This is a genomic window from Paeniglutamicibacter sulfureus (genome assembly GCF_030512175.1).
Lineage (GTDB): Bacteria > Actinomycetota > Actinomycetes > Actinomycetales > Micrococcaceae > Paeniglutamicibacter > Paeniglutamicibacter sulfureus.
In genome coordinates this window covers 528,666-551,784 of the sequence record NZ_JAULBL010000001.1, presented here as the reverse complement: position 1 = coordinate 551,784, position 23,119 = coordinate 528,666, and the positions used below count along the sequence as shown (strand labels likewise).

15 protein-coding genes are annotated in these 23,119 nt (G+C 67.7%); 7 read left to right on the top strand and 8 right to left on the bottom strand.

Features of this window, described 5'->3' with window-relative positions; translation table 11 throughout:
• Positions 1-84 precede the first annotated feature (84 nt).
• From Q2T94_RS02435 to Q2T94_RS02415, 5 genes are all read right to left on the bottom strand, one after another.
• Complete coding sequence (locus tag Q2T94_RS02435; RefSeq protein ID WP_264268202.1) at positions 85-1,854, bottom strand: acetyl/propionyl/methylcrotonyl-CoA carboxylase subunit alpha; 1,770 nt, start codon at positions 1,852-1,854, stop codon at positions 85-87.
• A gap of 130 nt (positions 1,855-1,984) precedes the next feature.
• The gene (locus Q2T94_RS02430) at positions 1,985-2,626 is read right to left on the bottom strand and encodes a Maf family protein (protein WP_302263346.1); all 642 of its coding nucleotides are present in this window, start codon (positions 2,624-2,626) and stop codon (positions 1,985-1,987) included.
• An 86-nt stretch (positions 2,627-2,712) separates the two neighbouring features.
• Complete coding sequence (locus Q2T94_RS02425; RefSeq protein WP_302262745.1) at positions 2,713-6,177, bottom strand: MMPL family transporter; 3,465 nt, start codon at positions 6,175-6,177, stop codon at positions 2,713-2,715.
• Positions 6,178-6,183: 6 nt separating this feature from the next.
• Positions 6,184-6,843, bottom strand: coding sequence for a TetR/AcrR family transcriptional regulator (locus Q2T94_RS02420; RefSeq protein ID WP_264268200.1), 660 nt, complete (start codon positions 6,841-6,843; stop codon positions 6,184-6,186).
• A 156-nt stretch (positions 6,844-6,999) separates the two neighbouring features.
• On the bottom strand, positions 7,000-8,406 hold the full coding sequence (locus Q2T94_RS02415) for a dicarboxylate/amino acid:cation symporter (RefSeq protein WP_302262744.1): 1,407 nt from the start codon (positions 8,404-8,406) through the stop codon (positions 7,000-7,002).
• A gap of 231 nt (positions 8,407-8,637) precedes the next feature.
• Between Q2T94_RS02415 and Q2T94_RS02410 the strand changes: the two genes are divergently transcribed.
• Positions 8,638-11,211 (top strand): helix-turn-helix transcriptional regulator, encoded by a 2,574-nt coding sequence (locus Q2T94_RS02410; protein WP_302262743.1) that lies wholly within the window; start codon positions 8,638-8,640, stop codon positions 11,209-11,211.
• A gap of 490 nt (positions 11,212-11,701) precedes the next feature.
• On the opposite strand, the gene Q2T94_RS02405 is transcribed toward Q2T94_RS02410, so the two are convergent.
• From Q2T94_RS02405 to Q2T94_RS02395, 3 genes are all read right to left on the bottom strand, one after another.
• A complete protein-coding gene (locus Q2T94_RS02405; RefSeq protein ID WP_302262742.1) occupies positions 11,702-13,369 on the bottom strand; it encodes a DUF885 domain-containing protein in 1,668 nt (555 codons plus the stop codon).
• Positions 13,370-13,531: 162 nt separating this feature from the next.
• Complete coding sequence (locus Q2T94_RS02400) at positions 13,532-13,768, bottom strand: acyl-CoA carboxylase epsilon subunit (RefSeq protein ID WP_264268195.1); 237 nt, start codon at positions 13,766-13,768, stop codon at positions 13,532-13,534.
• Positions 13,765-15,378 carry an acyl-CoA carboxylase subunit beta gene (locus Q2T94_RS02395; protein WP_264268194.1) on the bottom strand — a complete coding sequence of 538 codons (1,614 nt, stop codon included), beginning with the start codon at positions 15,376-15,378 and terminating at the stop codon, positions 13,765-13,767. Before Q2T94_RS02395 ends, Q2T94_RS02400 begins: the two co-directional genes overlap by 4 nt.
• A 195-nt stretch (positions 15,379-15,573) precedes the next feature.
• Here Q2T94_RS02395 and Q2T94_RS02390 point away from each other — a divergent pair, with 195 nt between their 5' ends.
• The 6 genes from Q2T94_RS02390 to ligA all read left to right on the top strand — a co-directional run bounded on the left by Q2T94_RS02390 (position 15,574) and on the right by ligA (position 23,057).
• The gene (locus Q2T94_RS02390; RefSeq protein ID WP_264268193.1) at positions 15,574-16,434 is read left to right on the top strand and encodes an SDR family oxidoreductase; all 861 of its coding nucleotides are present in this window, start codon (positions 15,574-15,576) and stop codon (positions 16,432-16,434) included.
• A gap of 97 nt (positions 16,435-16,531) precedes the next feature.
• Entirely contained in the window at positions 16,532-17,482 is a 951-nt protein-coding gene (locus Q2T94_RS02385; RefSeq protein WP_264268192.1) for a biotin--[acetyl-CoA-carboxylase] ligase, read from the top strand.
• A 154-nt stretch (positions 17,483-17,636) separates the two neighbouring features.
• Positions 17,637-18,251 (top strand): hypothetical protein, encoded by a 615-nt coding sequence (locus tag Q2T94_RS02380; protein ID WP_302262741.1) that lies wholly within the window; start codon positions 17,637-17,639, stop codon positions 18,249-18,251.
• Positions 18,244-19,527: an adenylate/guanylate cyclase domain-containing protein gene (locus Q2T94_RS02375; protein ID WP_436836809.1), complete on the top strand. Its 1,284-nt coding sequence runs from the start codon at positions 18,244-18,246 to the stop codon at positions 19,525-19,527. Before Q2T94_RS02380 ends, Q2T94_RS02375 begins: the two co-directional genes overlap by 8 nt.
• Positions 19,528-20,616, top strand: coding sequence for a PP2C family protein-serine/threonine phosphatase (locus Q2T94_RS02370; protein WP_302262740.1), 1,089 nt, complete (start codon positions 19,528-19,530; stop codon positions 20,614-20,616).
• 86 nt (positions 20,617-20,702) lie between these two features.
• Complete coding sequence (ligA, locus tag Q2T94_RS02365) at positions 20,703-23,057, top strand: NAD-dependent DNA ligase LigA (RefSeq protein WP_436836808.1); 2,355 nt, start codon at positions 20,703-20,705, stop codon at positions 23,055-23,057.
• Positions 23,058-23,119 lie beyond the last annotated feature (62 nt).

Genomic DNA, 23,119 nt, shown 5'->3' with positions numbered 1-23,119 from the left:
AGGGTGGCCCGGCAACGCAACGGGGCGGCCCGGTCTTCGCATGGAAGACCAGGCCGCCCCGTTCGGTGCGGTGGTGGTGCGGTGCTACTCGCCGATCGAGGCCAGCACGGCTCCGGCCGAGACGGTGTCGCCCGGCACTGCGGTGAGCCCGGAAACCACGCCGTCGCAGTGCGCGGTCAGCGGCTGTTCCATCTTCATGGCCTCCAGGACCAGGATCAGGTCGCCCTCGGCCACGGTGTCGCCCTCGGCAACGGCAACCTTGACGATGGTTCCCTGCATGGGGGAGACCAGGTCGGCGCCCGAGTTGCCGGCGCTCGCGGCTCCGCGGGATCCCGCGGCCCGCTTCTTCTTCCGCGTCTTGCCGTTGGATGGGGACATGGCGCCCAAGGACGCGGGCAGCACGACCTCCAGGCGCTTGCCGCCGACCTCGACGGTGATGGCATTGCGGCCCTCGTCCTCGCCCGGGGTGCCGGCGGTGGCCGGGTCCCAGGCGGGGATCTCGTTGGCGAATTCGGTCTCGATCCAGCGCGTGTGGACGGAGAACGGACCGGATTCCGGGATGAACGCTGCATCGGCCATGACGGCGCGGTGGAAGGGAAGCACCGTGGGCATGCCCTCGATGTGGAATTCCGCCAGCGCGCGGCGGGAGCGGGCAGCTGCCTGCGCGCGGGTGGAACCGGTGACGATGAGCTTGGCGATCATCGAGTCGAAGTTCCCCGAGACGGTTTCCCCTGCCTCCACGCCCGAATCGATGCGCACGCCCGGACCGGTGGGCAGGTTCATGGTGGTGATGGTGCCGGGCGCCGGCATGAAGCCGCGTCCTGCGTCCTCGCCGTTGATGCGGAACTCGAAGGAGTGGCCGCGGACCTCGGGGTCGGTGTAGCCCAGCTCCTCGCCGCGGGCCAGCCGGAACTGCTCGGCCACCAGGTCGATGCCGGTGACCTCCTCGGAGACCGTGTGCTCGACCTGCAGGCGGGTGTTGACCTCCAGGAAGGAGATGACCCCGTCCTGGCCCACGAGGAACTCGCAGGTGCCGGCACCCACGTAGCCGGCCTCGCGCAGGATGGCCTTGGAGGCGGCGTAGAGGCGCTGGTTCTGCTCATCGCTCAGGAACGGCGCCGGGGCCTCCTCGACGAGCTTCTGGTTGCGGCGCTGCAGCGAGCAGTCGCGGGTGGAAATGACCACGACGTTGCCGTGCGCATCGGCCAGGCACTGGGTCTCGACGTGGCGCGGGGCATCGAGGAAGCGTTCGACGAAGCACTCGCCGCGGCCGAAGGCGGCGACCGCCTCGCGGACGGCGGATTCATAGAGCTCCGGAATTTCCTCGCGGTTGCGCACCACCTTGATGCCGCGTCCGCCGCCGCCATAGGCGGCCTTGATGGCCAGCGGCAGTCCGTGCGCATCGGCAAAGGCCAGCACCTCGTCGGTTGATTCGACCGGGTTCTTGGTGCCGGGCACCAGCGGGGCACCGACCTTTTCGGCCAGGTGGCGGGCCTGGACCTTGTCGCCCAGCTGCTCGATGGCGGACGGCGGGGGACCGATCCAGGTCAGCCCGGCATCGATCACTGCCTGGGCGAACCCGGCGTTCTCGGCCAGGAAGCCGTAGCCGGGGTGCACCGCGTCGGCGCCGGAGCGCTTGGCGACCTCAATGATCTTGGCGATGTCCAGGTAGGACTCCGCGGCCGTGGAACCACCCAGCGAGTAGGCCTCGTCGGCCAGCCTCGAATGCAGTGCATCGCGGTCGGGCTCGGCGTAGACGGCAACCGATCCAATGCCCTCATCACGGGCGGCGCGGATGATGCGTACGGCGATTTCTCCGCGATTGGCGATGAGAACCTTCGTCAACTGACTCATGGCAGGGGCTATCTCCTTTAAATATGCTCTTGTGGAGCCTACCCGCGTTTGTGGGATATACACCCCCAAAACCCCCGGTGTCGGGAGTAAGTCGCGATTTCTTTGTGGGGTTCCTACAATCCGGGACCGGCTAGACCCACAGGTCGGAAATCGACAGTCCGGTCCCCGCCAGCAGCTCGCGCAGCGTGGAGACATTCAGCCCGATGACGGTGTGCGGGTTGCCCTCGATGCCGCGGATGAAGGCGGCCCCGCGGCCGTCGATGGTGAACGCCCCGGCGCACGGCAGCGGTTCCCCGGTGGCGACGTAGGCGGCGATCTCCTCGGCGTTGACCTTCTCGAAGTTCACGGTGGTGGAGGAGACGGCGCCGATGGTCGCGCCGGTGCCGCCGTCCCCGTCCTCCTCGGAGCGGTTGTCGATGAGCCAGTGCCCGGTGTGCAGGATCCCCGACTTTCCGCTCATCGCCTCCCAGCGCTCCGTGGCGACCTCCGCGGTGTACGGCTTGCCGTAGGCGACGCCCTCGAACTCGAAGACCGAGTCGCAGCCCAGCACCACCGCCCCGTCGGCCTCCTCCATGCCCGCCACGTCCTCGGCCTTGGACTTGGCCAGCAGCAAGGCGGTGTCGGCGGCGCCCAGCTCGCCGAAGCGCTCCACGGCCCGGGCCAGGACCGCGTCCTCATCCACCGTGGAGACCTGCACGGCGAAGTCGATGCCGGCGTCGGTGAGCACCTTGGCCCGTCCCGGCGAGGCCGAGGCCAGCACCAGCAACGGCAGCTCATCGGGGCCCTGGACCTCCTCGCGCGGGTCGGTGGCCGTCGCGCCGGTGGTGGTGGAATTGTCGTTGGCATTCACATTCTGGCTCATGCATCCACCGTATCCCGAGCCGGAGGCGCCTGGGTTCCGGAATCCGTCGCGGTGCCGTCCTGCTTCGCCGCGGTGCGCGCGGCGATCTTCGCGCCCTCCACGTCCACGTCCGGCAGGATCCTATCCAGCCAGCGCGGGATGTACCAGGCGCGGTGGCCCAGCAGGTGCATGATCGCCGGGGTCAGCGTCATCCGCACGATGAACGCGTCGAAGAGCACGCCGATGGCCAGCGAGAACCCGATCGCCCGGATCATCGTCAGGTGCGAGAACACGAAGCCGGCGAACACCGCCATCATGATCAGCGCCGCGGCGGTGACCACCGGGGCCGCGTGGGCGAACCCGGAGCGCACCGCGGCGCGGGCCGGCTGCCCGTGCGCAAAGGACTCGCGCATTCCGGCGACCAGGAACACCTGGTAGTCCATGGCCAGCCCGAAGAGGATGCCGGTGAGCAGGATCGGCAGGAAGCTCATGATCGGGCCCGGCACGTTCACGTCGAACACCTCGCCCAGCCAGCCGAACTGGTAGACCGCCACGGTGGCGCCGAACGCCGCGGCCAGCGAAAGCAGGAAGCCGGCGGTGGCCAGCAACGGCACGACGACCGAGCGGAAGACCAACAGCAACAGGATCAGCGAGAGGCCCACCACGATAAAGATGTACGGCGGCAGCGCCTCGGCGAGCTTCTCGGAGACGTCCACCTGCGCAGCGACCTGCCCGGTGACGGCGATGTGTGCACCCGTGGCCTCCTCGATCCCGGGTGCGGCGTCCCGCAGCGCATGCACCAGCGCCTCGGTTTGCGCGCTGGCCGGCCCCTCGGCCGGGATCACCTGGATCGCACCAAGGTTTCGCGACTCGTTGACCGCCACCGGGATCGCCGCGACGACGCCGGGGATCTGGCGCACGGCGTCGGCCACGTCCAGGTTGGCAGTGTCGGCACCGCGTTCATCGAGCCCGGCCGGCAGGTCCGCGAGCACCAGCAGCGGGCCGTTGTACCCGGCGCCGAAGGCGTCGCTCATCTGCTCGTACGCCTTGTAGGCGCCCGAGTCCACCGGTTCGGCGCTGCCGTCGGGCAGCGCGGTGCGCAATTCCAGCGCGGGCAACGCCACGATCGCCAGGACGGCGATGGAAGCGATCGCGGCGATCCACGGGCGGCGGGTCACCAGCGCGCCCCAGCCGCGGTTTCCCGCAGCGTTGGTCGGCGCCGCGGCATCGGCATCGGCCTCCCGGGCACGTGCCCACGCCCGCTTGGAGACCAGCCTCGTCCCGATGATCCCCAGCAGCGCGGGGGTCAGCGTGATGGCGATGAGCACCGCCATCAGCACCGTGAACGCGGCCGAGGCGCCCAGCACGGTCAGGAACGGCAGCCCCGGGACGGCCAGCGCGGACAGGGCGATGACCACTGTCAGCCCGGCGAAGACCACGGCGTTTCCGCTGGTGCCCGTGGCCCGGGCGATGGAGTCGCCCAGCGGGACGCCTTCCAGCAGTTGCCGGCGGTGCCGGTGCACGATGAACAGCGAGTAGTCGATGCCCACCGCCAGGCCCAGCATCAGCGCCAGGGCCGGGGTGATGGAGGCCATCTCGATGACCGACGAGAGTGCGAGCGTCCCGCCCACCCCTGCACCCACGCCAAGCACCGCCATGACCAGCGGCAGGCCGGCGGCCACCAGCGTGCCGAGCATGGCCAGCAGCACCGCCGCGGCCACGGCCAGGCCGATGATTTCCGCAGCCCCGAAGATGGAGGAGAGGTCCTGGATGATCTCCTTGGAGAAGAGCACCTCGACGCCCGCGGACTCCGGCCCGGCGGCAATGCCCTGGATGGCGGCGCGCTGGTCGGTGGTCAGCGAGTCGGTCGCACCGACGAAGGTCACGTGTGCCACGGCGGTGGAGCCATCGGCGGAGACGAATCGCATCCCCTCGGAGGCACCGGCCTGGCGCTCGGCAAAGGCCAGCTCGGCCCGCCCGGCGGCCAGGTCCCTGGCGCCCCGCTCGAGCTTCTCCTCGGCCTCGGGCAGCGCTGCCGTCTTCTCGTCCACTGTCTTTTGCCCGGCGACGAGCTTGGCCTGGCTGGTCTCGATCTCCTGCTGGCCCGCCGACAGCTTGGCGGCGTTGGCGTCGATCTCCGCCTGCCCGGAACGCAATTGGGCCCTGCCCTCGGCGATCTTTGCCTCGGCGTCCCGGAGCTTGGCGCGGTTGGCTGCAAGCTCCCCGGCTCCGGCGTCGAGCTGCTGCTTGGCGGCCGGCAGCTTGGCTGCCCCGGCCTCCAGTTCGGCCTTCTTGGTCTTCAGGGTCTGTTGCCCGGAGGCCAGTTCCTTCGCTCCGGCATCGAGCTTCGCCTTGGCCGCATCCAGCGTCGATAGTCCGGCGGTGGCATCGGCAATGTCGCGCAGGTTTTTTTCCAGGCCCGTCTTGGTCCCGGCCACGGATTTCCTTTCGGCCTCGAGACCCGTGAGCTTCGCGGTGAGTGAGTCCAGCTCTTGTTGGGCGGCTTGCTTCCCTGCTTCGGTGGTGGCACCCGCGAGTTTCTTTTCCGCCGCAGCGGCAAGCTTCCTGACGTGGGCAATGCCGGCGTCAAGGTCCTTGAGGCCGGAGTCCACCCGGGCCAGGCCCGTGGTGGCTTGCTGCTTCCCGGCGGCCAGCTGCTTCTCAACGGAGTTCCGGGACCGGCCGTCCAGGATTTTCTTCATGCCGGCGTCGTATTGCGCCCGCCCGGCCTCCAGTTCCCGGGCGCCGGCATCGAGTCTCGCCTGCCCGGCGGCCAGGGCCTTGCGGCCATCGGCGATCTTCGCGGCACCGGCCCGGTATTCGCGGTTGCCCGCATCCCATTTTTTCTGGCCTGCTGCGAGTTGTTCCCGGCCGTCCGTCAGGGTGGCGGTTCCGTCTTCCAATTCACTGGCAGCGGCATCGAGTTTCGCCTGGCCGGCGGCCAGCTGCCGGCGTCCCTCGGCAAGCTCCTGCTTGGCATTGCCCAGCTGAACGCGCCCGGAGTCGAGCTCCGCCTGTGCGTCTTCCAACGCCACCTTGCCGTCCTCGAGCTGTTTCTTGCCGTCGGCAAGGGCCGTGGCGGCATCATCGAGCTTCGTCTTGCCTTCGGCGAGCTGCGGCTTGGCCTCATCGAGCTGTGCCTGGAGTTCGAAGGGCCGGGCCACCTCGGTGATCGGGGACTGGGCGGCGAGGTCGTCCAGCGAGGAGGCGATGGCCCGGTGCTGCGCGGCCGACAGCTCCGCGCCGTCGGGGGTGCGGAAGACGATGGAGCCGGTTCCGCCGGCCAGTTCGGGCATCTCGACCTTCATCCGGTCCAGCGTGCGCTGGGTTTCGGTGCCGGGGATGGCGAAGGTGTTCGACAGCTTGCCCATGAAAGCGCCGGCGCACAGCCCGATGAGGAGCAGCAGGATCGTCCAGATGCCGACGACGGCCCAGCGCCGGGCGTAGGCCAGGGCACCGAGGCGGTACAGGAAGGAAGCCATGGTCTCCTAGCCCTTTCGGGTGTGCGGCGCACGCTGTTGGAGGGAGGGGAAGCCGTCGCGCAATTGGGCGACGGCCTCGGCCAGGGTGGTGCGCAGCATGTGGGTCCGCCGCGGGTCGGCGGGGTCCGGGTGCTCGCCCAGCTCGCGGGCCCAGGCGGCGAAGGCCGCCTTGCCGGCGCCGATGACGCTGTGCGCAAAGACGGAGGCGGCCAGCGCGGTGCCCTGTGGGGCGCGGGCGGCGATGATCTCGGTGAGCGCCTCGGCGCAGTCGTTCCAGGCCTCAAGTTGCATGCGGGCCATCTGCGGATGGGCCGAGGCATGCAGGTACAGATTCGCGATGGGTTCCAGCAGCGCCGGGTCGACGAGGGATTCCACCGCTGTCACCGCGGCGGAGAGCAGATCGATCTCCGGATCCAGCTCGTCGAGCACCGCGACCGAATTCTCCAGCAGCAGCCTGGTCGGCTCGTTGAGTGCTGCCTCGATCGAGGGGAAGTAGTTGAAGAAGGTGCGGCGGGAGATTCCGGCGGCATCGGCCACGGATTCTGCGGTCAGTGCGGCGTAGCCTGCAGTTTCCAGCTGGCCGAGGGCGGCATGCACGATGGCGGTCCGGGTGGCGGCCTTGTTTTTTTCGCGCCGCGAGGGCGGCTGCACGGGGGAGTCGATCACTTTTTATACACTACGTGCAAACTTGCATGACGTGCAATTTTCCGACGATGGGAACCAACGCCACGGGGCGGGCCGCTTCCGCCCCGGGGATGCACTGCATTCCCCGGGAGAAAACGACCCGCCCCGTGTTGGTGTGACTACCGCAAGGCGGCCTGGCTAGCCGACGGGCGTCGGCGTCGACTCCCGCGCCTCGGCGGCGGAGGAATCCGCTGCAGATTTGAACTCGTCGTTGAACGGGTCGCCGTGGCGCGGTGCGTTGTACAGCTCCTCGTCCAGGATGCCCTCGCGCTTGGCGACGATGGCCGGCACCAGGGCCTGCCCGGCGACGTTGACCGCGGTGCGGCCCATGTCAAGGATCGGGTCGACGGCCAGGATCAGTCCGACGCCTGCAAGCGGCAGGCCGACCGTGGACAGCGTCAGGGTCAACATGACCACCGCGCCGGTGGTTCCGGCCGTGGCGGCCGAGCCCAGCACCGAGACCATGGCGATCAGCAGGTAGTCGGTCAGGCCCAGGTCGATGCCGAAGAACTGGGCGACGAAGATCGCGGAGATCGCCGGGTAGATGGCGGCGCAGCCGTCCATCTTGGTCGTGGCGCCCAGCGGCACGGCGAAGGAGGCGTAGCCCGAGGGCACGCCCAGGTTGCGCTCGGTCACGCGCTGGGTCAGCGGCAGGGTGCCGATGGAGGAACGGGAGACGAAGGCCAGCTGCACGGCGGGCCAGACCCCGGAGAAGTACTGCTTGATGCTCAGGCCGTGGGCGCGGACCAGCACCGGGTAGAGGCCGAAGATCACCAGCGCCAGGCCGATGTAGATGGCCAGGGTGAACTTGCCCAGCGCGCCGATGGTGTCCCAGCCGTAGGTGGCCACGGCGTTGCCGATCAGGCCCACGGTGCCCAGCGGGGCCAGGCGGATGATCCACCAGAGGACCTTTTGGATCACGGCCAGGGTGGCTGCGGAGAAGTCCAGGAACGGGCGGGCGGCGTCGCCCACCTTGAGTGCTGCGATGCCCACGGTGATGGCAATGACCAGCACCTGCAGCACGTTGAAGCTGAGTGCGGTGGTCGCGTCCCCGCCCTCGGCGATCTTGGTCGTTGCGCCAAGGCCTAGGAAGTTCGAGGGGATGAGCCCGATCAGGAACGCCCACCAGTCGCCGGTGCGCCCGTCGTATTCGGGAGGGGCGCTTTGGCCGGTGCCGGATCCCGGGCGCAGCACGGTGCCCAGCACCATGCCGATGATCACGGAGATGGCCGAGGTGATGGCGAACCAGAGGATGGTCTGCCAGGCCAGGCGTGCCGCATTGGTCACCTTGGACAGATTGGCGATGGAAGCCACGACCGCGAAGAAGATCAGCGGGATGACCGCCGCCTTGAGCAGCGAGATGTAGCTGGAGCCAAGCGTGGCCAGCGTGGTGCCCAGTCCGGTTGGGGTGTCCGCGGTGTGGCCGGTGTACTTGGCCAGCAGGCCAAGGCCCAGGCCCAAGGCCAGTGCGATGATGATTTGCGGGCCAAAGGCGGTGGCCCAGGCGGGGAGGCGCCGTCGCGGCGTCGTGGTTGAAGTAGTCACGGTACGAAGCTAGGCGGTGGAGCCTAGCAAAGGACAGCCAGCATTGAGAAATATTACGAAAGAAACGGGCTGAGTCGCCTAATGCGGTTTATTTGTGACGCGTTGCATATGCAGCTCATCCCGGTGTTAAGATGAGCTTTCAACTAATGTATTTTTCTGTTATATGGTGCTCCCGGAGTGCGGAAATCCGTGCACCGATGTCGGCACTATCTGGGGATGGGGGTGGAGTGCGTGAAGTGGAGACAGGTCGATGACATTCTGCCCCGCCCGCGCCTTGACCAGCTGCTTGACCGCGCTGCGGCCTCCCCCGTTGTCATCGCCAGGGCGCCGCGCGGCTCCGGCAAGCGCACTGCGGTTCGCGGCTGGTTGTCCCGGCGTGACCCCTCGGCCGGCAAATGGTCATGGATCGAGTGCCGCGGGAATACCGACTCGCTGGACGAGTTGCTGGCCCTGACCTATGCGAAGGCCGAGAACCCCGAATCGCACCTTGTTGTACTTGTGGGGTTCTCCCGGCGGTACGACGAGGAACTCCTGCAGGCCGTGCAGCGAACTGCACTACAGCATCCCGGTCGTCGCATAGTCATAGTGACGCGTGACTACCTGGAAGTGGAGCGCCATCGAACGCTGCTTTCCGTTGGCGTCTCGGTGATTCCTCCCCATGAATTTCGCTTCACCGCCGATGAAACCGCACAGTACCTGGAGGGGACGGCGCTTGCGGACTTTGCCGAACAACTGGCCAACGGTCTGTGCGGCACGCCCCAATTGGTGCGGATGGCCAAGCTTCGCGCCGAGACCATGCAGGGGCCTCGCACTTCGGACGTGGCGGCCCGGCGCAGTTGGCCGGTCTCGCCCCTGGGCACCTCGGCGTCCACGCCGCTGGAGCTCGATGCGGAGGCCAAGGATTTTCTGGCCTCCGTCCACCGTGCGGTCGAACGTGACATGAAATTGATGCTGGAAGGCGAGGGCCTGGAGCCCGGGCAGCTGGATTTCCTGGCCGTGATCTCGGTACCCACGACATTGCCGGCGCCCTTGCTGGCGCTTCTGGGCTCGGGTCACGTTGAACGGTGGCTCGCGGATCTTGAGGGCCGTGGCCTGGTGTATCGGTCGTCGCGCAATCCGGACGAGGAATACTGCCTGCACCCCGTGCTGCGCCGAGTGCTCAAGCGTGTCTATCTGGAACCGGAACCGGAACGGTTGGCGGCCCTGCACCGATTGAGCGCGGGGTATGAAATGACCCAGGGTTCTTCGTTCCGCGCGCTGCGCCACGCGTTGGAGGCACCCGATTTTCAATTGGCTTCCGACGTGCTGCGCATGCATGCCGACGAATACCTCGAAGGCGAACTGGGCACGCGCGGTTCGGTGCTGCTCGATGACCTGCCCCTGACGGTCCTGGCCCGGTACCCCCTGTTGGCCATTTGCCTGGCGGTCGCCTACAGCTCCACCGGAAAATTCAAGCTCAAGACCCTGGAACTGCTGGCCCTGGCCGCCGCCGGTGCACGCACCGTGGGTCGCAAGGCCCCGCCGTCGGACCGGCTGATCATGATCACCGTCGAATCCGTGGCGCTGAGATTGAGCGGCATCGGTGAGGCCTCGGTGCGTTCGGCCCGGAGTGGCATCGCGTTGTACCGGGAGATGTCGCCCGGGCAGCGCGACGGGATCGGTCCCTTTGAAGGACCCCTGCTCATTCAGCTTGCACTGTGCCTGCATGCCGGCGGGGTGGACGAAGAAGCCCTGATCGTGGCCGAGATGGGTGTGGCAGCCGACCAGCGCCACAATCGTGACGGGAGCGACCACTATGCCGAAACGGTTCAGGCCTACTTTTACGCGCTCAACGGGGATATTCGCCGAGCCTCCGTAATATTGGCCGAATGCTTGCCGGAGCACTGGTCCAACCCTGCAGCCAACCACTATTTCGCCACGCCCCACAGGGCGGCAGCCTTCCTGTGTGCCATGGAAGAACATCGTTTCGACGATGCCGCGCGGTGGATGGAGCTCTTGCGCATTGAGCAGCACAACAACGAGTTCTGGCCCTCCATCCGGTTGGCCGAGGCGCTCCTCGCGGTGATCCGCGGGGAACCGACGGCCTCCCTCGTCCGGATGCAGGGTTACCTATTGCGTGAACGCGAACAACCGGTGGTGCAGCGGTTCGGCAGGCAAATGCTGATCACTGCATCGTGCCTGTTGAACCTGGCAGTGGGGGACGCCTCCCAGGCATTCAAGGCCGCGACGAAGTTGTCGGATGAGACCTCCCGCTTGTCGTTCCAAGCAAGGGTGCGACTTGCCCAAGGCGACGCAGCTGAAGTGTTGCGCTTGTGTACGGCCATGGGGGCGCCCGTGCAGCCGCGCGGGCGTTTTGAACAAGCGGTCCTGGTGCTCGCCGCAACCTTGCAACAAAACAACTTGAAGGCAGTTGGAGGCGCACTGCGCATGGTGGCCGCGCTGAGTGAGGAATACGGTTTGGGCCTTGCCTTGAACCTCTTGCCCGCCCCGGACCTGGAACGCGTCCTGACCGTGGCCAGGGAAATGCGTATCGAGCTCAAGATCGACCCAAATGCCGTGTCGAACATTCCCGGGGGCTTGGGCCGCGCAGTGCTTAGCTCCCGCGAGCTGGCGGTGCTGGGTGAATTGGTGTCCACGGGGAGTGCCGCGGAAATTGCCGAGCGACAGTTTGTCTCGGTCAACACGGTCAAGAGCCAACTACGGAGTATTTACCGCAAGCTTGGAGTGTCCGATCGGGCGTCCGCGCTCGATGTCGCGCGCGTGCAAGGGCTGGTTCTCAGCAGAGACGCCGAGACGATTGACTAGGAGGTTTCTGTCATTCGCATGATCCACCGGAGGTACTGCGCGCTCGCATGCGCCGCACTACGGGGGATCGGGCTTCCACCAAACCAGACTCGGAAATAATCCCGTTGGCACTGATGCAGCCCCCAAGCATTGCATCCATGCCGTACCGCGAATTCCCCGGCGATAAACGCTTTTGTACGTGAAGTGGAGTTTCCCGGAATCCCGAGTTGTGGTCGCTTCGACGTAATTCGCTGTACCAAGACCTAACTATGGCAGCAAATTCGTTGCCACATCAGCCATTTTGCTCCGATTCACCCTAGCGTTCACCCTCTAATCCAACGCAAAGGCATAATACAGGCGCTTCCGTCTCGAGCTTGGCGGCGAAAAGCCCATTCACAATCCATGTGACCTTCGTCGGCTGTGGTTCGTGTGCGCGTTCGTTGCCGGGGTGCCCATCCCCGGATGAACAGGGATTTTGGCACCCCGGCAACGTCTCCGGATTCGCTCGGGATCAGCCCAATAGTGCCCGACGCAGGGTATCGAGGCCCACCGACCCGACGCCGAGGGCCTGAGTATGGAACGCCTTCAGGTCAAAGTCGGCCCCGCCGCGGGCTTCGCGTTCGGCGCGGATCTGCTCCCACAATCGTTGTCCCACCTTGTATGCCGGTGCTTGGCCTGGCCAGCCGAGGTAGCGCGTGAATTCGAATTCCAGTTGGCCGGACGAGATATCCAGGTTCTTTTTCAGGAACTCGAAGCCGCTCTCGCTGTCCCAGGTCCCCGAGCCCCAGGCCTCGGGGATTTCCAGTTCCAGGTGCACGCCGATGTCGAAGACGACGCGGGCAGCGCGCATCCGCTGGGCATCGAGCATGCCCAGATAGTCGCCTGGATCGGCCAGGAAGCCCAGGTCGAGCATCAGGCGTTCGGCGTACAGCGCCCAGCCCTCGCCGTGCCCCGAGACCCAGCAGGCATGGCGGCGCCAGTCGTTGAGCGTATCGCGGGCCAGCACCGCGGTGGCTACCTGCAAGTGGTGGCCTGGGACGCCCTCGTGGTAGACGGTGGTCAGCTCGGACCACGTGGTGAAACTGTCCTCGCCCTCGGGCACCGACCACCACATGCGTCCCGGGCGGCTGAAGTCCTCGGACGGGCCGGTGTAGTAGATGCCGCCTTCCTGGGTCGGCGCAATCATGCACTGGATCCGGTCCATCGGGGAAGGGATCTCAAAGTGGGTCCCGGCCAATGCGACAAGGGCTGCGTCGGACTTTTCCTGCATCCAGCGCTGCAGCTCGTCGGTTCCGGAAAGTTGCCGGGCCGCATCCCGGTTCAGGATCTCCTTGGCCTCCGCGATGCCGGCCCCGGCGGAAATCTGCTCGGAGACCCGCTCCTGTTCGGCGATGAGGTTCGCCAGCTCGTTCACGCCCCAGGCGTAGGTTTCCTCCAGGTCCACCGTGGCACCCAGGAAGCGGCGGGACATCAGCGCGTAGTACTCCCTGCCCACCGCATCTTTCTCCGGTGCCAAGGGCAGCAGCTCGTCCTCGAGCACCTCAGCCAGGCGAAGATAGGCGGCGTTGGCCGCGACGGCGCCGGAGTCCAGCCGTTCGGCGAGCCCGGGGTCGACCTCGGTGCCCGCAGCAGCGAGGCCGTCGAAGAAACCTCCGTCCTTGGCATAGTCGCGCGCCTGCGTGATGACGATCTTCACCTGTCGGGCCGCCGCCACCAGGCCCAGGGCCGCCGATTCGCGTAGCGAGGCGATATATCCGTCCATGGCGGCGGGCAGGTTGTGCATTCGGTCGGCAACAAATGCGTAGTCGGCCGCGGTTTCCTGCGGCATGAGGTCGAAGATGGCGCGCAATTCCTGGGCGGGGGAGGCGATGTTGTTCAGCTCGGTCCGCCGGGTTTTCGCGATCTCGATTTCCAGTCCCAGGCGTTCGTTCATGGCGTCGAGAGTGGTCTCATCGACCTTGTCCTGGGGCGTCAGGGGCGACAGTTTCGCCAGTGCATCGCGTGCGGCCGCGGTCAGGGCTGCGACACCGGCGGGGGAATAGTCGGTATACGCGGCCTCGTTGCCGGGCAGGCCGAGCTCGGTGGCGAATTCGGGGATGAGTTCAAGCAGGCGGGCGAAGTATTCGTTGGCGACGGCGTCGATCGCGCTGGGCGTGCGCGCCGGTGTGGTGTTGGTCATGGCAACAGCCTAGGCGCTTCTGAAAGCGTTGTTGAAGATTTTTGCGGGAAATCTTTTCGCGGGAACGCGAAAGGCCGGGGTGCCGACAGGAAAATGCCATCCTGTCGGCATCCCGGCCGAAGCCGCCGGCCACGCAGCGTTGCGGTGAGGGGCGGCCTTGCGTTAGTGCCGGCCGACCTTCCAGGGCAGCGGGGAGGCGCTCAGTGCCCGGCGGCGGCGGAGACGGCCGCGACGCAGCTCGGTGCCCGTCGGTGCCGGTGCGGCGGAGTCCTGGATTGCCAGCGCGGAAACGACGGCGGCCAATGCAGCGACTTCCTCCGCCGTGGGATTGCCGCGGGTGACCGATAGCTGCGGCGCCGTGGCCTGCGCGACGGCCAGGGTGTTCTGGTTGCCGGTCACAGCGGGATGTTCCCGTGCTTCTTGGCCGGCAGTGCTGCGTGCTTGTCGCGCGTGGCACGCAGCCCGCGCACGATCTGCAGGCGGGTGTCGGAGGGGGCGATGACCGCATCGACGTAGCCAAGCTCCGCGGCCTGGTAGGGGTTGAGCAGTTCGGCCTCGTAGCCCTCGATGATCTCGGTGCGGCGTGCCTCCACGTCCCCGCCCTCGGCCTCGACCGCGGCCAGGTCGCGGCGGTAGAGGATGTTGACCGCGCCCTGGGCGCCCATGACGCCGATCTGTGCCGTCGGCCAGGCCACGTTGATGTCCGCGCCGAGCTTCTTGGAGCCCATCACGATGTACGCTCCGCCGTAGGCCTTGCGGGTGATGACCGTCAGCTTCGGCACGGTGGCCTCGGCGTAGGCATAGAGCAGCTTGGCGCCGCGGCGGATGATGCCCTGGAATTCCTGGTCCTTGCCCGGAAGGAAGCCAGGGACGTCCACGAGCGTGAGGATCGGGATGTTGAAGGCGTCGCAGTTGCGCACAAAGCGGGCTGCCTTCTCGGAAGCGGCAATGTCCAGGGTGCCGGCGAACTGCATTGGCTGGTTGGCGACGATGCCGATGGTCGCGCCCTCGACGCGGGCATAGCCGATCATCACGTTGGGCGCGTACAGCGACTGCATCTCCAGGAAGATGCCGTCGTCCACGATGTGCTCGATGACCTTGCGCATGTCGTAGGGCTGGTTCGCCGAATCGGGGATCAGCGTGTCCAGCTCGAGGTCCGCGGCGGTGAGCTCCAGCTCCTCGTCGAACTCCACGGCCGGGGCCTCGGAGATGTTGTTCGAGGGCAGGAACTCGAGCAGTTCCTTGCAGAACTCGATGGCGTCGGACTCGTCGGTGGCCAGGTAGGTGGCGGTGCCGGTGTTGGCGTTGTGCTGGCGCGCCCCGCCCAGGGTCTCCATGTCGACTTCCTCGCCGGTGACGGTCTTGATCACGTCGGGGCCGGTGATGAACATGTGGCTGGTCTTGTCGACCATGATCACGTAGTCGGTCAGCGCGGGGGAGTAAGCGGCGCCGCCGGCGCTCGGGCCCATGATCAGCGAGATCTGCGGGACCACGCCCGAGGCGTGGACGTTGTTGCGGAAAATGTCGGCGAACATGGCCAGGGAGGCCACGCCCTCCTGGATGCGGGCTCCGCCGCCATCAAGGATGCCGACGATCGGGCAGCCGTTGCGCAGCGCGAACTCCTGGACCTTGACGATCTTCTCGCCATTGACCTGGCTCAGCGAGCCGCCGTAGACGGTGAAGTCCTGGGAGTAGACGGCGACCTGGCGGCCGTCGACGGTGCCGTAGCCGGAGACCAGGCCATCACCGAGGGGGCGCTTCTTGTCCATGCCGAAGGCCGAGGTGCGGTGCACCGCGAGGGCGTCGAATTCGACGAATGAACCCTCGTCCATCAGCATTTCGATGCGCTCGCGTGCCGTGTGCTTGCCCCGCGCGTGCTGCTTTTCGATGGCCGCGGCACCCGAGGGGGCCTGGGCGAGGGCTTCGCGGCGACGGAATTCGGCGATCTTGCCTGCCGTGGTCGACAGGTCGATCGAATCCGTTGCGTCGGCGATGCGGCTCTGGGTCATCCCATGGCTCCCTTGAAGTAGAAAAATAGTAGGAAAGGCACAACAACAATGCCACCTTGGCCAGTCTAGTGAGGCTCTGGACCGAATTGTGTGTAGGAAAGCTACAAAGTCGCGACGTGTTGGGGGCCAAGTCGTCCATAAATCAAGTTACTCGTTAGTAGCTTTCGTGGCGGCAGTTCACGTAATGTGGCTCACATGAGTGAATCGACCCGCGCCGCCATCGCCGCCAACGCCAAGCCCCTGAAGGGCAAGACCATTCTCATGAGCGGCGGCAGCCGAGGCATTGGGCTGGCCATCGCACTGCGTGCTGCGGCCGACGGGGCGAATGTGGCCATCATGGCCAAGACCGCCACCGCGCAGGCGAACCTCGAAGGCACGGTATTCACCGCGGCGCAGGAAATCACCGCCGCCGGCGGTCAATCCCTGGCCATCGTGGGGGACGTGCGCAACGACGAGGACGTGATGACGGCCGTCACCCAGACACAGGAGCGGTTCGGAGGGATCGACGTGGTGGTCAACAACGCTTCGGCCATCGACCTGTCGAAGACCGAGGAGGTGTCGATGAAGAAGTACGACCTGATGATGGACATCAATGTACGCGGCACCTTCCTGCTCTCCAAGATGGCTCTTCCACACTTGCGGGCAAGCGAAAACGGGCACATCCTCACGCTCTCCCCACCTTTGAACCTGGCGCCGCAGTGGGCGGGGCGACACCTGGCCTACACCATGGCCAAGTACGGGATGAGCATGACGACCTTGGGCCTGGCCGAGGAACTTCGCGACACCGGCATCGGGGTGAATTCGTTGTGGCCCGCCACGCTGATCGACACCGCCGCGATCCGCAACATGCCCCACGGCGCCCAAATGGTCAGCGCCGCGCGCTCGGCGCGCATCGTCGCCGACGCAGCCCATGCAATCCTCACCAGTGACGCCCGCGCCTGCAGCGGCAACTTCTTCACCGACGAGGAAGTGCTGGCCGCCGCGGGCGTGCGCGACTTCTCCGGCTATTCCATGGGCGCCGCCGAAGCCGATCTGGTCCCCGACATCTTCCTGTAAGACCGCATCCGGCCTTGGCTGCCGGTAGAGGCAGCCGCCGGGCCCCGAGTGGTTCGGGGCATCGGGCGGGGGCGGCGGGAGTCGATAGTCTTGGGGGATGAGCATTGAACCGAACCCCGGCCATACCTCCGAACCCGACGCCTCCGCGGGCGCGTCCGAAGTTGGGCGTGCGGCGCTGGACGCGGCAACGCTGCGCCGGATCATGGGGGAGCTGGGCGCAGGGGAGCTGTGGATCAGTGAACATACGGGGTCGACCAACGACGACCTCGCGGCGCGCGCCCACAACGCCCCGCTGGCGAACCTGAGCGTGGAAACCACCGAACACCAAAAGGCCGGCCACGGGAGGCTGGGACGCGGCTGGCAAACACCGGCGCGCAGTGCGCTGGCCACCAGCATCTACTTCCGCCCCGCACCCGGATTCCAGCAGTCGGGGCTGGCCTGGCTGTCCATGCTGTGCTCCACCGCCATGGTGCAGACGTTGCGGGAGGATGCCGGGATGGCAGCGGGCCTGAAATGGCCCAACGACGTGGTCGCCGGCGGCCGGAAGGTCTGTGGCGTGCTGGCGCAATTGGTCATGACGGCCCAAGGCCCGGTGGTTGTTGTCGGCGCTGGCCTCAATGTGTCCCTCACCGCCGACGAGCTTCCGGTGGACACCGCCGCCAGCCTGGCGACGCTGGGGGCCGGCACCCTTGACCGGACCGAGTTGCTGGGCGGCTACCTGCGCCGGGTGGTGCACCTGTTCCGGACCTTCGAAGGGGCCGGCGGCAATGCCGCGACGCGCGCGGCGTATGCGCAGGCGGCACCTGAGGCCCCGGCCGCCGCCAACTCCCCGGAACCCATGACGCTGCGCGAGCTGGTGCGCTCGGTGATGGTGACGATCGGGCACGAAGTCGACGCGCACCTGCCCAACGGCACGGTGTTGCGCGGCACGGCCATCGACCTGGATGCCGAAGGCTCCCTGAGCGTGCGCGAAGCCGGTGGCAAGGTGCACAGCGTACTGGCCGGGGACGTCTACCACCTGCGTCGCAGCGACGGCTCCTACGCCTAGCCGCCGGGCCGGGGAACCGGGGAACCGGGGACCGTGCAGGGCAGATCACGCAACGATTTGCGGCTGCCCACCCAAAGCGTGGGTGCACTGGCTCTACCATTGAAGGAGCAAGACCGGCGCGCACAACCGGTGTGTGGGTTGAAGGAGCCGGGACGTGAAGTTGACATTGGAGAAACGCGAGCGGGTCATCGTCAAGACCCGCGCGCACCGGCGCGTGCTGCGTGGCCCGTTCCTCCGCTTCCTGCTCCTGCTGGCGGGTGCCTGCTACCTGCTGGGCCTGCTGCTTCGCAACGACCTGCCCCCATGGGTCCAAGAGGGACGGCCGTTGCTGGCGGCGTTGCTGGCCGTGGTGTCCGGCGCCCTGTTGGTCATCTGGTGTCTGCGGCCCTGGATCCGCTGGGCCAATACCTACACCTACCTGACCAGCGAACGCATCGTCACCAAGCGCGGACGCCGGGCCGCCGGGCAACATTCCATCGGGTTGTACGCAATCCACGATATTGTTGCGGTGGTAAGGCCCAACGCGCCGGAGAACGCCCCCGGGACGCTGTCCGTCGTATTGGCCGAGCAACGCTTCAACATCCCGCACGTCCCGGCCGTGGCCCGCATGCGCAACTACTGCATCGGGGCCATCACCGCCCTGCCGAACTTCCCACGGGTTGATGGTGTAAACATGGAAGAACGCGTTGACGGGGATCCGCCAACGAGGCCAATGAACGAATCGCACCACCCAGAGCAGCAACAAAGAGAATGGACTGAGCATGAGTGAGCGGTCGCCGGCGACGGGAACCCAACCCGTCGCGCCCACCGCTGCCCGCGACGCGGCACGTGCACAGGCCCAACGCCACCCCTCCGATGTCACGGACGCACCGGCACCCGAGGCCAACGGCGCGCTGCATCCGGAGCCCGCGCCGGCAGTGGAGCTGGCACCGGCGCTCGCCGACCCCCTCGGGGACCTGGTCGAGGCCATGAAACGACCCGAGCAGGTTGGTCGGATCACACCCGGTCCCGCCCGCGAAGCGGTCCGCGACCTGGAGCGCAGGCTGCTCGGTGCCGATCGCACCATGCGCCGGCGCGAAATGGCCGCAGGGGCAGGCGTCTCGCTGCTTTCCGCCCGCAAGATCTGGCGCGCCCTGGGCTTCCCGAACCTGGGCGACGAAGAAGTCTTCTTCACCACCGTCGACCAGGACGCGCTCAAATCCATTCTTGAGATGGTCCGGGAGGGAGTCCTGACCGAGGAAACGGCGATCTCGCTGACCAGGTCCGTCGGCCAGATGACAGACCGCATGGTGGTCTGGCAGGTCGAGGCGCTGGTCGAGGACATGGTGCAGAACCAGAAGATGAGCGATCCCGAGGCCCGCCGCAACCTGGTGAACCTGCTGCCGGAAATCATCGAGCCGCTTGAGGACCTGCTGGTCTACTCCTGGCGCCGGCAGCTGAACGCGGCCGTGCACCGGCTGGTGCTGCGTGCAGAGACAGGACTGGCGGCCTCCGCCGAGGGCCGCGACGGCTCCGAGGACGACGCCCCGCTGCCGCTGGCACGCGCCGTCGGCTTCGCCGACCTGGTCTCCTACACCTCGCTCTCGCGCCGGATGAACGAGCGCACGCTGGCCCAGCTGGTGCAGCGCTTCGAATCCAAGTGCGCGGAGATCATCTCCATCGGCGGCGGCCGGCTGGTCAAGACCATCGGCGACGAGGTGCTCTTCGTGGCCGAGACGCCGCAGGCCGGCGCGCAGATCTCCCTGGCCATGTCCAGGGAGTTCGCCGCCGACGAGCTGCTGCCCAACACGCGCGTTGCCGTGGTCTGGGGACGGGTCCTCTCCCGGCTGGGCGACATCTACGGGCCGACGGTCAATCTGGCCGCCCGGCTGACCTCGCTGGCCGAGCCCGGCACGGTCCTCACCGACGAGCTTACGGCCTCCACCTTGGCCGGGGACGACAGGTTCGTGCTTGAGCCCCAGGAAGTCACCGCCATCCGCGGCTTCGGGGATCTCACCCCGGTGCGGCTGGCCCCGGGCACCGGATCGGGACTGGTGCTGGACTAGATGGACTTCGGATTCGGGCAGGTGCGTGCGGCGGCGGCAACCGACATCGGGCTGCGCCGCGCCGTCAACGAGGACAGCGTGCTGGAAGCCGGAACCGTATTTGCCGTGGCCGACGGCATGGGCGGGCACGAGGCCGGCGACCTGGCCTCCCGCCTGGGCATCGAGACGCTGAACGAAATCGCCGCCGGATCCGGCGGCACCGGGGAAATCCCGCACGAGCTGCCCCGCGCCCGGGACGTCCTGGCCGTGGTCACCGCCGCCGATGCCCGCATCCGCAAGGCCACCGGCGCCCGTGGCGGCACCACCCTGTGCGCGCTGGCCCTGGTCCGCGTCGAGGAGGATGGCGGGGCATGGCCGGGGGAGCCGGCAGGCCCGCCGGTCACCGCGCAATTGCCCGCCGTGCCACCCTCGGCCCAGGCACCGCGCCTGCCGCTGCCCGCGGTGGGGGAAGCGCGCTACCTGGGCAGCACCCTGGAATCCGGCGACGCCGACCCGGGGGCCGGCCACCGGGCCGATCCCGAACCCACCACCGACGTGCTGCCGCGCGCGAAGGCCGGCGCGGTGCCCGCGGCACCTAAGGGTTCCGCGGCGATGACGATCGCCGGGACCTCGGCCAAGGTCACCCCGATCCCCGGCGCCGACGGCGGCGTGCCCGGCGGGATGGCCGGGAACCACGTGCGGCTGATGCTGCTGAACGTGGGCGACTCGCGCGGCTATCGATTGCGCGACGGCGTGCTGACCCAGCTGACCCGCGACCACTCGGCGGTCCAGGAACTCATCGACGGCGGCATCATTTCCGAGGCCGAGGCGCGCATCCACCCGCAGCGCAACCTGATCACCCGGGCGTTGGGGGCCGGCGGAAACTCCGTGCCGGACACCCAGTTCCACCTGCCGCGCCCCGGGGACCGCTACCTGCTGTGCACCGACGGGCTCACCGGAGAAGTCGAGCACGAGGCCATGGAGGAGATCCTCGCCCGGACCCCCGACCGCACCGAGGCAGTGGGCAGGCTCATCGACGCGGCCCTGGCCAGCGGCGGGCGGGACAACATCTCGGTGGTCATCATCGATATCGAGGGCCCCGGCGCGTAGGCGGGCGCACCGCCGGACCGACGCGCCACACGCGCACCGTGCCCGGACACCAACTCGGGGCTGTTCTGGGGCAAAATGGAGGGGTGATGCCCCAAGAGCCGACCCCGCAGCCAGAAACCAGCCAGCCCGTTGCCGCCCGCGCACCCGAGGACTCCGAGGCCATGGCGCAGGCCCTGGAGGCCGAGGCGGTCGTCCCCGGCGAGTCGCTGCGCACCGAATACGAGCAGCTCGTTGACGAGGTGCGCAAGCACCGGGCTGCGTACTACAACGAGGACGCCCCGCTGATCTCCGACGCCGAGTTCGACGCGCTCTACTCCCGGCTGCAGCGCCTGGAGGCGGAGCACCCGGAGATCGTCGCCAACGACTCGCCCACCCAGGAGGTCGGCGGCGAGGTCTCCGCGGCCTTTGCCCCCGTCGTCCACCTCTCGCGAATGTACTCCCTCGAGGACGTCTTCTCCCTGGAGGAAGTCATCGCCTGGGGCGAAAAGACCCGGGCGAATGCGGCACTGCGCGCCTCCGCGCACGAGCTCAAGTGGCTCTGCGAGGTCAAGATCGACGGTCTGGCGGTGAACCTGCTCTACCGCAACGGCAAGCTGGTGCGCGCCGCCACCCGCGGCGATGGCACCACCGGGGAGGACGTCACGCACAACGTGCTGACCATCAAGTCGATCCCCACGCAGCTGGAAGGGGAGAACTGGCCGGAGGAGGTCGAGGTGCGCGGGGAGATCTTCATCCCCTCGGCCGACTTCGCCGCCTACAACGCGGCGCTCATTGAAGCGGGCAAGGCACCGCTGGCCAACCCGCGCAACGCCGCGGCCGGATCCATCCGGCAGAAGGACCCTGCGGAGACCGCGAAGCGTCCGCTGCAGATGTTCGTGCACGGCCTGGGGGTGCGGACCGGGCTGGCCGCCGCCACCCAGTCCGAGACCTACGCGCTCATGGCTTCCTGGGGCCTGCCGGTTTCCCCGTACTCGCGCGTGGTCGACACCCTTGAGGAGGTCCTGGGGTTCATCGCCCAGAACGGCGAACACCGCCACGACCTGCTCCACGAGATCGACGGGATCGTGGTGAAGACCGACGCCTTCGAGATCCAGCGCAACCTCGGTTTCACCTCCCGGGTCCCGCGCTGGGCGGTGGCGTACAAATACCCGCCGGAGGAGGTCAACACCAGGCTTTTGGACATCCGGGTGCAGGTGGGCCGCACCGGCCGGGTGACCCCGTACGCGGTGATGGAACCGGTGCTCGTCGCCGGTTCCACGGTCAGTTTCGCCACCCTGCACAACCAGGACGTGGTCAAGGCCAAGGGCGTGCTGATCGGGGACACCGTGATCCTGCGCAAGGCCGGTGACGTGATCCCGGAGGTCGTCGGCCCGGTGCTGGCCCTGCGCGAGGGCCGCGAGGACGAGCTGCGCGAGTTCACGATGCCCACGCACTGCCCGTCCTGCGGGACGGCGCTGGCCCCGGCCAAGGAGGGGGACGTGGACATCCGCTGCCCCAACGCCGAGTCCTGCCCGGTGCAGCTCACCGAGCGCGTCGCCCACCTGGGTGGGCGCGGCGCCTTTGACATCGAGGCGCTGGGCTACGAGGCCGCGCAGGCGCTGACCATCGGACCCGGCGAGGACCCGGAACAGAACGGCGGGGTCATCGTCCCGGCCGGCCCGGGACCGCTGCGCAACGAGGCGGCGATCTTCGATCTGGCCGCCGGCAACCCGGATCCCGCGCTGCGCGAGACCCTGGCCGACGTGCAGGTGTGGCGGGAGGTCCGCTCCAAGGGCGCGGGCACCGGAAAATTCCAGCTGGTTCCGTACTTCTACTCCAAGGCCACCGCCAAGAAGCCCTCGGGCCCAACCCGGACCACCGAAAAGCTGTTCGACGAGCTGGAAAAGGCCAAGACCAGGCCGCTGTGGCGGGTGCTGGTCGGGCTGTCCATCCGGCACGTGGGCCCCACCGCCTCGCGCTCGCTGGCAACCCGGTACGGGTCGATGGACAGGATCATCGAGGCGCTTGAGGCCGAGGGCGCCCGCGAGGCCCTGGCCGAGGTCGACGGGGTCGGCGCGATCATCGCCGACGCGCTGATCGAGTGGTTCTCCGTGGACTGGCACCGGGACATCATTGCGGCCTGGAAGGCGGCGGGGGTCTTGATGGAGGACGAGCAGGACGCATCCATCGTGAAGCACCTGGAGGGGATGAGCATCGTGGTCACCGGCTCGTTGCCGACCTACAGCCGCGACGCGGCCAAGGAAGCGATCATCATCCGCGGCGGCAAGGCCGCCGGGTCGGTCTCCAAGAACACCGCCTACGTGGTGGCCGGGGAGGCCGCCGGGTCCAAGCTGGACAAGGCGCTCGCGCTGGGTATCCAGGTGCTCGACGAGGAGGGCTTCAAGCTGCTGCTCGACGGCGGGCCCGACGCGGTTCAGGGGCGCCCCAACCCCGAGGCCTAGGCGCGTGGGGAGCCGGCGCCCGGCTCCTCTGCGCGTCCCGACATTCACCACGGCAAGGAACC